General features: G+C 43.7%; 10 protein-coding genes. All 10 read left to right on the forward strand.

The window, feature by feature from the left end:
* The first annotated feature begins 227 nt into the window (after positions 1-227).
* Positions 228-821 carry an RNA polymerase sigma-70 factor gene (locus HUJ21_RS12035; RefSeq protein ID WP_291370093.1) on the forward strand — a complete coding sequence of 198 codons (594 nt, stop codon included), beginning with the start codon at positions 228-230 and terminating at the stop codon, positions 819-821.
* A 128-nt stretch (positions 822-949) separates the two neighbouring features.
* Positions 950-1978 carry a FecR family protein gene (locus HUJ21_RS12040; protein WP_291370095.1) on the forward strand — a complete coding sequence of 343 codons (1029 nt, stop codon included), beginning with the start codon at positions 950-952 and terminating at the stop codon, positions 1976-1978.
* A gap of 47 nt (positions 1979-2025) precedes the next feature.
* Complete coding sequence (locus HUJ21_RS12045; protein ID WP_291370096.1) at positions 2026-5487, forward strand: SusC/RagA family TonB-linked outer membrane protein; 3462 nt, start codon at positions 2026-2028, stop codon at positions 5485-5487.
* A 51-nt stretch (positions 5488-5538) separates the two neighbouring features.
* Positions 5539-7071 carry a SusD/RagB family nutrient-binding outer membrane lipoprotein gene (locus tag HUJ21_RS12050; protein ID WP_291370098.1) on the forward strand — a complete coding sequence of 511 codons (1533 nt, stop codon included), beginning with the start codon at positions 5539-5541 and terminating at the stop codon, positions 7069-7071.
* Between the two features lie 62 nt (positions 7072-7133).
* Positions 7134-7907 carry an aldolase/citrate lyase family protein gene (locus HUJ21_RS12055; protein WP_291370100.1) on the forward strand — a complete coding sequence of 258 codons (774 nt, stop codon included), beginning with the start codon at positions 7134-7136 and terminating at the stop codon, positions 7905-7907.
* On the forward strand, positions 7904-9337 hold the full coding sequence (locus HUJ21_RS12060) for an SLC13 family permease (protein WP_291370102.1): 1434 nt from the start codon (positions 7904-7906) through the stop codon (positions 9335-9337). Before HUJ21_RS12055 ends, HUJ21_RS12060 begins: the two co-directional genes overlap by 4 nt.
* Positions 9338-9360: 23 nt before the next feature.
* On the forward strand, positions 9361-10521 hold the full coding sequence (locus HUJ21_RS12065; protein WP_291370104.1) for a mannonate dehydratase: 1161 nt from the start codon (positions 9361-9363) through the stop codon (positions 10519-10521).
* A 54-nt stretch (positions 10522-10575) separates the two neighbouring features.
* On the forward strand, positions 10576-11451 hold the full coding sequence (locus HUJ21_RS12070; protein ID WP_291370106.1) for a 2-hydroxy-3-oxopropionate reductase: 876 nt from the start codon (positions 10576-10578) through the stop codon (positions 11449-11451).
* 36 nt (positions 11452-11487) lie between these two features.
* Positions 11488-12801 carry an enolase C-terminal domain-like protein gene (locus HUJ21_RS12075; protein ID WP_291370108.1) on the forward strand — a complete coding sequence of 438 codons (1314 nt, stop codon included), beginning with the start codon at positions 11488-11490 and terminating at the stop codon, positions 12799-12801.
* Positions 12802-12940: 139 nt separating this feature from the next.
* A complete protein-coding gene (locus tag HUJ21_RS12080) occupies positions 12941-13834 on the forward strand; it encodes an RraA family protein (RefSeq protein WP_291370237.1) in 894 nt (297 codons plus the stop codon).
* Positions 13835-13879: the final 45 nt, after the last annotated feature.

Raw genomic sequence — 13879 nt, forward strand, 5'->3', positions numbered from 1 at the left:
TTATTAATTAAGTATTTTTTAAAAATAATATTTAATCAGAATTATTTTTATGTCAAATTTATTTTTTTAAATGCGTCTTAAATTATTAATTTAATTTGTTTTACGCTGATTAAAATAAAATTTAAGAATCATAAAATAATCTTTCTTAATAAATATTAAATGGAATAAAATATTGTGTTTAATGCTAAAAATACATTAATTGTAAGATAAAAATGTTTGAATAACCGATGATAGCAGACAATACATATTCGGTTCCCGAGCTTGTTGCCTTATTGAGGGCTGGAGACCCTAATGCTTTTCAGCAACTCTATGAAAAATTTTCCTCCAAAATCCTTAGTACCTGTAAAAAAATGTACCTGCCACAAGAGGATGCAGAGGAAGTGGTTCAGGAGGTTTTTTTAAAAGTTTGGGAAAAGAGGGAGGGATTGGACAGTTCCTTGTCTTTTAACGCCTACCTTTTTACCATTATGCGTTGCTCCATTTTTAAAAGGTCCCGAAAAAATGCCATGGACATTGCTTATAAAACATACCAGCTAAACAATGGCACTAATGCCAGTTGCTGTACGGAGGAAGCATTGGACTTTGAAGAATTGAAAGTTTTTTCTGAAAGGATCATTGATGCACTTCCCAAAGGTCAACAGAAAATTTTTAGATTGAAGTTCACCGAAAATCTCACAGCCGATGAAATTGCAAGTAGGCTTCATCTTTCGAAGAGAACAGTAGAAAACCAGCTCTATAAAGCCAATAAAAAGCTAAAACAAGAATTTATTTCCAATGATCTGATACCTTACGATTTGGTTGTTTTGTTTCTGATTTTTTAATTTACTCACCTTTATTTTTAATATTTTATAAAATAAATAATTTTCATTAAAATATATGGAAAATTTATTTTTCATGTGAGTAAATGACCTGAGTTATGGATATATACCATATAACCTAAGGGGTCAAGATGAAGGATTTCATTCAAAAGTGGAAAAAATTTCATAAAGGCAAGCTTTCCAGAAGCGATGCAGCATCATTTCTGGCATATTTGAATAGTCCCGAAGGGAAGAGTGATTTTCAGCAAATGTTGAAAATGATTTGGGAGGCAGAAAATAAAGCTGATCAAGCGAATTTGAGGTCTTCTCCAAATCACCCTGTTCTTAAAGTTTCAAGCCGGCAAAAAAAAACCGGGAGCCTAAGTCAGCAGAATAACAGAAAAGTCCGGCATGTATTCACCTGGATCCGATATACGGCTTGTTTGGTAGCCATTTTAATGATAGCCAAGGAATGGGGGATTTTCAAAAATTGGCCACAAGGACAAGAGGATCCACCGCCGGTAAAAGAGACTGCATGGATCACCAAATCAAACCCAAAAGGAGTCAAGTCCAAGATTTTATTGCCGGACAGTTCCTGGGTATTTTTAAATGCCGATAGCAGGATCAGGTATATCAGGGATTTTGCCAAAAACCGGAAGGTTATTTTAACTGGTGAAGCATTTTTTGATGTAAAAAAGAAAGCTGGATTGCCATTCTATGTGCAGGCTGGACAAGTTACGGCAACCGTCTTGGGAACCTCCTTTAATATCAATACCGAATATCTGGAATCTATAGAAATAGCTTTGGCTACAGGAAAGATTCGAATCTTGAATGAACAAACCGGAAAGGATATTTTGCTTCAGCCCGGAAAAGCCGGCAAGATATCCAAAAATACACAGTCTATGGAAATAATTGATGTAGATCCGGACAAAATATCTCTCTGGAAGGAAGGAATCCTCCACTTTGAAAAAGAACCATTTCAGCTTGTGATAAAGAAGTTGGAAAACTGGTATGGGGTCAGCATATCTGTTGAGGGAGAACTTCCAAATGACCTTTGTACAGGAACATTCCAAAGGAAAGCTTACCTGAGTGATGTGCTTAAGGTATTAGGCCATGCATTACAATTTGATTATGACTTAAATGGAAAAAATGTAGCCATCTATCCTTTGTCATCAGGCTGAATAGCCTGAATACTTTACTTAAAATGTTAACCATTTCCCAAAATCCCATGAAACATGTTTTATTAAAACCAATTGAAAATCTGAAAGTCAGGATACTGGCTTTAGTAATCCTGTGCATGCTGGTTTTTCATACCGGCTATGCCCTTGACAGCGCAAAAAGCATTGAAGATGTGTTCATTGAAATGGATATCATGCAGGGAAGCTTGCAGGATATATTGGAACACATTGAAAGTAAAACCGATTACCGTTTTTTCTATACGGAAAAGGGACTCAATGACCATGAAATTATTCATTTGGACCTGACCAAAGGAAGTGTAGCAGACATATTAAAGGAATTGGCAGGAGAAAAAGGACTTTATTTCAAGCAGGTGAACAACAGCATCAGTGTCCGTTTTCTTACCGATAATCCCAATGAAGAAGTGATGGAGGCCGGAATGGAACAAGCAGATATTGAAGTAGCTGGCAAGGTGGTCGCCGAAACCGGTGAGCCTTTACCGGGAGTTGCTGTATCTGTGGCAGGCACTACCATCGGCACCATAACCAATATTGATGGGGAATTTTCACTCACAGCACCTGAAGATGGTGTTTTACTGTTCTCCTATATAGGATTTGCCACCCAACAGGTCAATATCAATTCCCGGTCAATTATCAATATTACCCTGAAAGAAGATATTGCAGGTTTGGAAGAAGTGGTGGTAACGGCATTAGGTATAAAAAGGGAGGCAAAAAGTCTTGGATATGCCACTTCAACGGTGGAATCTGAAGAGATGACCATCAACAGAACACCAAATTTCATGAATTCCCTTCAAGGCAAAGTTGCAGGGGTCAACATCACTCCTATGGGTTCTGGACCACAGGGAAGCAGCAAAGTGAGGATCAGGGGGGTATCTTCTTTTGGAGGCAACAATTCCCCACTGATTGTGGTGAACGGGGTGCCCATAGACAATACCAATTTCGGGGTTAGTGGTGATGTGTCTGAGGTAGGCAGCAACCGAAAATCAGATAGCGGTGATGGATTGAGTAGTATCAACCCCGATGACATCACTTCCATGACGGTCCTCAAGGGTGCAGCTGCTTCTGCCCTTTATGGTGCAAGGGCCAAGGATGGGGTCATCATGATCACCACCAGGAACAGGGCTACCGGATCCGGAATCCAGGTAGAACTGAATTCAAACTTTACAACAGATACCCCATTTGATTTTACCGATTACCAATACGAATATGGTCAGGGGGAGGGTGGAATAAGGCCCAACTCTCCCAGACCGGTTTCTGGTGTATGGAGTTTCGGGGAAAAATTTGAGCCTGGAATGACCCAGATTTTATTTGATGGGATAGAGGTTCCTTACGAACCTCAACCCAACAAAGTAAGGGATTATTACCGGAATGGATCCACTTTTTCCAATACCATAACACTCTCTTCCGGAGGGGAAAATGGTGGATTTAGTCTTTCTGTAGCCAATATGGACAGCAAAGCTATTCTTCCAGGTTCTAATTATAACAGAAAAACCATTAACCTGGGTTTTACCCAAAACATCAAGAAACTGACTGTTTCGGGCAATATTAATTATTCCAAGGAAGACCGCATCAATCCTCCGAATATAGCCGAGCAGGACTTCAGCCCGGTGGTCATTTATACCTTGGCTACTTCCATGCCAATGGATCTGTTGGAAGAATATGCTTTTGATGAGAATGGGGATGAATTTCCCTATTCCAGGTTTACCAACCGGACCAATCCCTATTTTGCACTGTCGCGATTTGAAAATAATGTTCGTGACAGAATTTATGGTAACATTACTGCCAGGTATGAATTTACAGACTGGCTGTATTTGCAGGGAAGGTTTGGGCAGGATTTTTTCTCAAGGGACTCAGAGTATAATCTCCCCACTGGTTCTCAAAGACAGTCCTCACCTCCCCCGGGTTTTGTAAATGGCCAATATGTACAAGACATAAGGCGTTTCAGGGAAGTAAATGCAGATTTCCTACTTGGCATAAACCGTACTTTTGGAGATTTCGGATTACTAGTGAATCTGGGAGGCAACCAGATGTACAGAAGGTTGGATGTTAATACCCTGTTGGGGGAAAATTTTTATACCCGTGGCCTGTACACTATAGGCAATTCCAGTAAAATTACCACAGATTATTCCATCTCAGAAAGACAGGTAAATTCTTTGTACGCGAGTACTGAATTGTCTTACAGAGGCTATTTATACCTGAACGGAACTGTAAGAAACGACTGGTTTTCTACGCTCTCTCCGGCCAACAGAAGTATACTCTATCCCTCCATCACAGGTAGTTTTGTTTTTTCTCAGGCCTTTGCCAATTTACCCAATTGGATTTCTTTTGGCAAAATCAGGGTAGCTTATGCTGAAGTGGGTAGCGATACGGACGTTCAACCGTATGCCAACAACCTTTTTTACAACATCAACCAGCAGCAATTTCCTAATTCAAATGGTACCGCCCAGCCGGTAGGGGCCATTAGTGGATCCGTGGTGCCTAATGATAACCTTAGGCCAATGAGGGTTACTGAAAAGGAAATAGGCCTTGAAATGACTTTATTTGATAATCTCCGGTTTGAAGTTTCCTATTATGATAAACTTTCATCTGATCAGATCCTGCAAGCTCAGATTTCAGATGGGTCTGGGTTCCTGGATCAATTAATCAATGTGGGGGAAAGCCGAAATCAAGGAGTTGAAATGTTTGCAGCTATTTCTCCGGTAACCACCAATAATTTTAACTGGAATTTCAGCGCCAATGCTTCTTACAACCAATCTGAAGTGCTGAGTTTGGGCGATGATGTGGATGGCAGCTTTATCACGGTGGGTACCGCTGAGTTCCACGGTGAGGTAAGGCAGGAGGTGGGTAAACCCATGGCCCAACTTTATGGATGGGGATACCTCAGGGATGATCAGGGGCGACAAATATTTGATCCAAACAACGGACGTCCACTTCGTTCCAACCAGCAATTGAATTTTGGAACAGCAATTCCTATTTGGGTAGGGGGATTTACCAATGGTTTCACCTACAAAAACCTGAATTTTTCATTTCTGATTGACTACAAGTTGGGTCATAAGATGATTTCAGGTACCCATACCAATGCTTATAGACATGGCTTGGATAAGGCTACCCTGGTAGGCAGGGAGCAGGGGTTCGTTGTGGGAGATGGCGTCAATCCTAATGGAGAAATCAATACAGCCCAGTCTCCGGTACAAACCTACTATGAGACGATTCGCTCCGGAAGGATGTCTGAGCAATCTGTTTTCAATGCGGGTTCCTGGCAATTGAGGCAATTAACTTTGGGATATGATTTTACATCTCTTCTCCCTGAAAATAAATTCATAAGGGGGTTGCGTCTGAATCTGGTATCAAACAATGTGGCCGTTATCAAGAAATGGGTGCCGCATATCCATCCCGATCAAAACGGAATCATATCCGACAACAATGCGGGTCTGGAAGCCACAGGATTGCCGGTCACCAGAAGCACGGGATTCAATCTCAATGTTAAATTCTAAGCAATCCTTGCTTCAAAGAACCATTGATATTTACAAAAAACAACAACTGAAATGAAAAAGTCAAAAATAATATATCTGATTAAAGGGCTGCTTATAGTCCTGTTTATGGGCTCCTGTGATGAAGGTTTTGATGAAATGAATACCAATCCAGTGCGTCTTACCTCCATTGATCCAACATTTCAATTGAATCAAGCCATTATTTCCAGTTCTCCTGGATACAACAACCTGACGTATGAAACAACCATTGTCAAGCAAATGATTACTCCCTTTCAGGGGGTAGGAACAGGTGGAAACCTTAACCAGGATAACCGATCTGCTACTCAGGGAAACTGGCAAACCGGCTACAGGACAATCGTGAAAAATTTAATAGATGGCCTTGAAAGCCTGGGAAATGCCCCTGAAAGAACAAATCTCTACAGTATCATCCGGATCTGGAAGGCCCATGCCTTCATGATGCTTACCGATACCTATGGTGACGTTCCATATTCTGAAGCAGGTCTGGGCTACATTTCGGGAAATGTATTCCCAAAATACGATTCCCAGGAAGCTATTTACACCAACATTCTGAATGATCTGGAAATGGCCGTTCAGGGCCTTGATGAAAACAAGGACCCCATTAACCAGGAAATACTATACAGCGGCAATATTGAGCAGTGGAAAAGGCTGGGCAATTCCCTGTTGTTGCGTGCGGCCATGCGTCTGGTTAAGGTAAATCCAACTGTAGCTTCCCAATATGCCGTAAAGGCCGTAAATGGCGGATTAATGCAATCCAACGATGATAATGCGGTAATACGGCACAATGCCGATTACCGTAACAATGTAGGGACAAATTTAAATGGGGGACAGGCACCCTTTTATTACCTGGATGAAGATTTTGTCAACTTTCTACAAAGCAATAACGATCCAAGATTGGAATCCATTGCCGTAAGGTATGTTGGTGCGCTGAGTGGGGGCGAGCAGGTGGAAGCCAATGCAAACAGGTCACCAGAGGTTCAAATTGGAATGCCTCAGGGCTATGACAATACGACCATTATACCGGTGGCAGAAGCTGCCGGGCTGGCCAGCCTGTTTAGCTATAGTCAATTGGACCGTACCCGTCTGGGGAATCCCGAAGCGCCGAATTTTCTGGTTACTTATTCCCAGACCCTTTTGCTTCATGCTGAAGCAGCCACCAGAGGTTGGGTACCGGGAGATGCAGAGCAGCTCTATCATGATGGCATCCGGGCGCATATGGAGCAAATGGCACTTTGGCCCAATGACACCGAAATAGCTCCCGAAGCGATTGATGCCTATATCGAAAATCATCCTTTGGAAACAGGCAATGAGCTGGAACTGATCAATACACAGTATTGGGTTTCTTCTTTTCTTATCGGACCTGAAACCTGGGCAAACTTCAGGAGAAGCGGGTATCCGTTGGTAAATCCCAATCCTTATCCGGGAAGCGATTTACAAAACGAGGATTTCATCCGAAGATTGACTTATCCTGATTCGGAACTTACAGTGAATAAAGAAAATGTAGACGAGGCGACCAGTCGCATGGGGCCGGATGTATTGGATACGCGGGTTTGGTGGGATGTAAAGTAGGTTTTTATGTATATAATTCTAACTTTAGTACTTTCTTCCAAATAACCAACCTATAATATTGAATGAAGCAAATTAAAAAACGATTAAAATCCGGAGAATCCCTGATTGGCTGCTGGCTAAATCTAGGCAGCTCAATAACAGCAGAAATTGTGGGACTATCGGGATTCGATTGGGTATTGATAGACCTGGAGCATGGTGCAGGGGAACCAAAAGACCTGTTGCACCAGCTTCAGGCTTTGCAGCATACCCCGGCAGCAGCCATTGTCAGGGTAGAAAGTTACCATAAAGAACGCATTCACCGCGTATTGGACCTGGGCGCAGAAGGGGTCATGTGTCCCAGGATAAATTCTGCCATGGAAGCTAAAACAGCCGTCCGAGGCATGCATTACCCACCAAAAGGTATCAGGGGAGTGGCCAAAATGGTACGGGCTACGGGCTTTGGTAAGGATTTCAATCAGTATAAATCCAGTACCTGGGAAAATCTTTTGGGGGTTATCCAAATAGAAACCCTTGAAGCACTGGAGGAACTGGATCAAATAGCCGCAACTCCCGGCGTTGATGCCTTGTTCATAGGACCAGCCGATTTGACAGTTGCCCTGGGAATAGACGGAGACCTGAACCACCCCCTGTTTCTGGAGGCAGTAGACCGAATAGTAAGAGCGGCAAAAAATGCCTCCAAAGCTGTGGGTATTTTAATCTTTGATCCTTCGGATTTCGGAAAGTATCAGGACATGGGCATTCAATTGATAGCCTGTGGGTCAGATGCCACCTTTGTTGCCTCAGGGGCCCGGGACTTACAAAGCAAGCTAAGTCAATACAAAAAACCAGGAAAATGATACAGGACCCCTTTTTTATTTTATTGGTAGGGATGTTGATTGTGGTAGGGGGGATTTTAGCAGGCAAGTTAAATCCCTTTATTGCCTTGCTTCTTGCGGCATTGGTAGTAGCCTGGATGACTCCCGCTGAGGCAATTGTAGAATTTGCCCTCAGCAGGGGCCAATCTGATGCTAATGCCCAAGCCCTGGCAACCACACCTATTGGAGAAAGGATAGCAGGAGCATTTGGGAGCACGGTTGGGAAAATAGGGATCCTGATAGCCATGGCGGCGATTATTGGTAAATCCATGCTGATGAGTGGGGCAGCAGAACGGATTGTACGTTCCATTCTCGGATTGACCGGTGAAAAAAATGCCCCTTTGGCATTTCTTAGTGGTAGTTTTTTTCTTGGGATTCCAGTTTTTTTTGATACCGTTTTCTACCTCATGATCCCCCTGGCCAAGGCTATGGCAATGCGCCTTAAGGAAAGTTATCTTTTACTGGTACTTTGTATTACGGCTGGGGCGGCCATGGCCAATTCCCTTGTGCCCCCTACACCGGGCCCTTTGTTTTTGATTGCAGAAATGAACATTCCTATTGGCATGATGATGGTCGGGGGGTTTTTGGTTGGCCTGGTTACCATAGCCGCCGGATATATCTTTGCTGTTTGGACCAATAAAAGAAACCAAATCCCTTTAAGGGATTCATTGGATGCCCCTTTGAATGAAATTCAATCCCTGGCCGATAAAGACAGTGCCCAATTGCCATCTCTGGGATTTTCTTTATCCCCCATATTGGTCCCGCTTTTATTGATTACCGGAAGTGCTACCATCAGTACTTTTTGGGATCAGGCAGCAGGAGGTACGGTAGGGGTAATTTTTGATGTGATTCATTTCCTGGGTGAGAAAAATATGGCTTTAATTTTGGGGGCTTTGGCCGCTTTGCTGACATTATTTTTACAGCAGGATAAGGAAAGGGCTGGTATGAAGGGTGCGGTTCAGGCTGCCCTGACCAGTGGAGGGGTAATTATTTTGATTACAGCGGCAGGTGGTGCTTTTGGTGCCATGCTTCAGCAAACCGGGATAAGTATCCGGATAGAATCGATGACCGAAGGCTTTCAGATAGCCCTGATACCCCTGGCCTTCTTTATCACGGCCCTGGTTAGGACAGCACAGGGCTCAGCCACCGTAGCCATGATAACAGCTTCCGGCATATTGTCGGGAATGTCCACCGCAGGATTGGAGTACCATCAGCTGTATCTTGGGCTTTCCATTGCCTGTGGGTCAAAGCTGATCCCCTGGATGAATGACAGTGGTTTCTGGATCGTATGTAAAATGAGCAACCTTACGGAAAAAGAAGCCTTAAAGACCTTTTCACCATTATTGACAATCATGGGAATAGTTGGGTTGATTACCATTTTGGTGGCTGCCAAACTATTCCCATTGGTATAAAAAACAGATAAACCCATAGACTTATGAAACATTTCCTGAAAGATCTGCACAGAAGAAAATTTGTAAAGTTATTTGCCTCAGGGACAGCCGGGGCATTCGCCGCCGCTTCGGCTGCTTTTGGAACAGAAAATAGCCCTGATCAAAGGCCTGGCAAAGCAACAGCCAGGAAAAAGGAGGTATTGATGAAAGTTGGTTGTCAGTCCGGTGGCACTTCTGAAGAGAACCTGGCTTTCAAAGCCCGCCACGGGGTATTCAATATGGATGGAGGCATGCCAAAATTCATTGAAGGAAAGGGTTGGGATCTTGAAGATTCCCTTCGGAAAAGGGATGCCTGTGAGAAGTATGGTATCAGTCTGGACGCTTACCACCTGCCTTTATCTTCCGCAGGAATTGACCGGGTGATCATTCCCCACATCATGATGGGAAAAAGTCCCGAAAGAGACCATGAAATTGAAATGGTTCAGCAGATGATTGAGGTTGCAGCCAAAACAGGGGTTAAACTTCTGAATTACAACACCACCATCCTGCCGGTATTACGGACAGGAAGAACCATTGATCCTGCAAGAGGAAATGCCTCCTATAGCACATGGAATTACGAGGAGGCATTGAACCGCGAACAGCAGCTTACCAAAGCAGGAAGGGCAGATGCGGATGAAGTTTTCGAAAGAATTACTTATCTTTTGGACAGAATTCTTCCGGTGGCTGAAGAATACCAGGTCAAATTAGGAAACCACATTGCGGATCCACCGGTACCAGATGCATACAATGGCATCATGCGGTGGAATAGCCCTGAGGTTTTTGAGGGTATCAAACGTTTTGCCCAGCTATATGATAGTCCATATCATGGATTTAATTTCTGCATAGGTTCGATTGCAGAAGGTCTTCGGGATCCTAAAAACGAGATTTTCCCTATTATTGATTGGGTAGGTAAACGAAAACAGATTTTCAATATTCATTTGAGAAATATTAAGGGGCACTACAATAATTTTCAGGAAGTCTATCCGGATAATGGGGAAATGAATTTCTTTCATGTCATCCGGGCTTTGCGGGATGTGGAATTTGATGGTATGGTAATGCCCGACCATGTGCCACAACACGAAGCCGAAGGAGCCGGTTTGCAAGCCTTTGCTTTTGCGTATGGCCATATCATCGGTCTCCTTCAAGCCGTAAAAGATGAAGCCTGAAACCAGCTGATCTTAGAATTTTCAATATGTATTATAAATAAAATTTTAATTGTTATGACGAAAGTAGGATTTATAGGTTTGGGAATCATGGGGAAACCCATGGCTATCAATTTATTGAATGCAGGACATGAGCTAATTGTGCTGGAAACAAACAAGGCAGCAGGGGACTTGACCCATAAAGGTGCCACTGCATTTTCCACCTGTAAAGAAGTAGCTGAGAATGCGGAAATCATCATTACCATGCTGCCGGATTCTCCGGAAGTAAATGAAGTTGTTTTTGCTGATCATGGGGTATTGGCAGGCATCAAATCCAAAAGCATTTTTGTTGACATGTCTACCATTGCGCCCTCCACAGCAAGGGAAGTAGCTGAGGCCATGAAAAAAAAGGGAGTGGAAGCCTTGGATGCACCTGTTTCCGGAGGACAAGTGGGAGCTGAATCAGGAAACCTTTCCATTATGGTAGGTGGAAGCCAGGAAGCCTATGAAAAGGTAAAACCATTATTTGAGATAATGGGAAAAAGTGCCGTTTTGATAGGCGATGCCGGAGCGGGGCAGATGACCAAAGCTTGTAACCAGATGATCGTGGGAATGACCATACAGGCAGTGGCTGAATCATTTACTCTGGCTAAAAAGGCGGGTGTAAACCTGGAAAAGATGAGAGAAGCGCTTTTGGGAGGCTTTGCCCAAAGCAGGATTCTGGATCTCCATGGGCAACGGATAATAGACCGTAATTTTGATCCCGGCTTTAAAATTAAATTGCACCGCAAGGACATGAATATTGCATTGATGGCCGGAAAGGAATTTAAAGTACCTCTATATGGGTCAGCTCTGGTAGCCAGTCATATGGATGCGGTGCTGGCCGCTGGATTGGATGAAAAAGACCACAGTGCCCTGGCTTTATTGATGGAAAAGCTCAGTGGTCTTGAGTAATAATTTAGTCCATAGCAGCCCAATTTTATTTTACTTATGAAACAAGTTCATTCAGCAAAAGGGCCCTTGATCCGCGAAATCCGTATCACCCCTATTGCCATAACAGATCCTCCCTTGCTTAATGCCGCAGGATTACATGCACCATATGCCTTACGTACCATTGTGGAATTGGAAACAGAAGACGGTATTGTGGGCATCAGTGAAATTCCCGGCAATGAGGCTATTGATGAGGCCTTGCGGGAGGCTTCCCCTATAATTATCGGAAAAGATGTTTATCAATTGGGTAAAATTCAACAAGAGCTGGAGGCCTGGTTTGGTAAAGACTCCAGTCTTGATCGGGGTGATGCGCCTTGGGATCAAAGAAAACTGGTCCATATATTTTCAGCATTGGAGGTGGCATGTCTGGATATCATAGGCAAAATTGTTAACCGGCCAGTAGTAGATTTGCTGGGTGGAAAGATGAGAGATGCTGTCCCGTTTGCGGCTTATCTTTTTTTTAAGTATGAGGGGGCAGGAGGTAAATTAGGCTTTGCAAAGAAGCCCTCAGCTACAGGATGGGATGCTGCAAGGCAGGAGAAAGCCATAGATCAGGAAGGGGTTGTTGCACAGGCACGGGCCATGTGTAAAGCCTATGGTTTTCAATCCATCAAATTAAAGGGAGGGGCTTTTGAACCAGAACTGGAAGTAGCCAGTATGCAGGCCCTTTTCCAGGAATTTGGTGGGGGAGTTCCCCTGAGATTTGATCCAAATGCCATTTGGAAACCGGAAACTGGCCTGAAATATGGAAAAATCATGGAACCTATTTTGGAGTACCTGGAAGATCCGGTAAGGGGGCAGGAAAACATGGCCTGGCTGCGAAAAATGATCCGAACCCCTTTGGCCACCAACATGTGTACTACTTCATTTGATGAAATCCCTTCAAGTATTGCTTTGGGATCCGAGGACATAATTCTGAGTGACCACCATTTCTGGGGTGGTTTGAGGGCTTCCATGGAATTATCCAGACTATGTGACACCTTTGGCCGACACCTTTCCATGCATTCCAACAGTCATCTGGGAATTTCCCTGGCAGCCATGGTCCACCTGGGAGCAGCGCTTCCCCAACTTCCCTACGCCCTGGATACGCATTACCCCTGGCAGTCGGAAGAAATCATCAAAGGAGGTGCCATGAAATTCCAGGATGGTGCTGTGGCTGTGCCATCCGGACCGGGACTGGGAGTTGAATTGGATCGTGAGGCCCTGGCAAAACTCCATCAGCAATACCTGGATAGTGGTCTTAAAAAGAGGGACGATGAAATTGAAATGAAAAAGGTTCATCCAGATTGGACTTTTCAAAAGATCAGATGGTAATAGAAAACTTTCAATATTTCACAATTTGTATTCTTAATTGAACAAAAGATCTGTTTTTAGGAAAATAGTTAAAAAAAATAACATGAAGCAAATCGGTATCATTTTTCAGCATTTTGTTTTTACAGTATTCTTTTTCCTTATGGTTAATCCGCTGTACGCCCAACAAATCACCAAAGAGGAAATGCTTTTCCTTACCCCCCTATGGGAAGGAGAACGATTTGAAGACGGCAGGCCAAAAGTACCGGATGATATCATTCAGCGCATGAAGGAAGTAACCCACGACGAGGCCTGGGCAGTCATGAAAAATGAAGGATATAAGTACCAATATGCGGAAGGTTGGGAAACCATCCATCCGGATAGCATACTGGTGGGCAGGGCGGTCACGGCTACCTTTATGCCGGGCAGGCCGGATATACATGATGCCATCGATGAAAGGGGTAAGGCAGCAGGAAAAAAAGGGCAGAATTCCTGGCCCGTAGATGTATTGGTTCAGGGGGATGTTTATGTGGCTGACCAGTTTGGTGCCCATGTAGATGGCCCGACGATAGGCGACAATGTGGGAAATGCCATATTTGCCCGTTCGGGAAACGGGATTGTTTACGACGGTGCTATCAGGGATATTGTGGGTTTGAGAGAAATAGAAGGATTTACCTCCTTTTTTACCAGTTATCATCCCTCTCACCATAACCAAAGAGGAAATTTAAATACCATGCTGATTGGGATCAACCAGCCCACTAAAATACGGCAAGCCACTGTGATGGCCGGAGATGTTGTCCTGGGAAGGGATGGGGCTGTGTCGTTTATTCCACCTCACCTGGCAGAAAAGGTTGTCGTCACTTCAGAAATTGTAAGGCTGAGGGACATGTTTGGACACGAAAGGCTTCGGGCAGGAGTTTATTCAGCAGGACAGATCGATACCCGCTGGTCTGATGAAATAGAAAAAGATTTCTCTGGCTGGCTGAATGAACACATCGATGAATTGCCGGTACCCAGGGAGCAGGTTCAGGAAATTCTAAAAAACCGTACCTGGTAAAGCTGATTCAATAAATCAAATCTATTTTCTTCATTACCTAAAGGT

It is taken from the genome of Cyclobacterium sp., from assembly GCF_014762705.1.
Taxonomy (GTDB): domain Bacteria; phylum Bacteroidota; class Bacteroidia; order Cytophagales; family Cyclobacteriaceae; genus Cyclobacterium.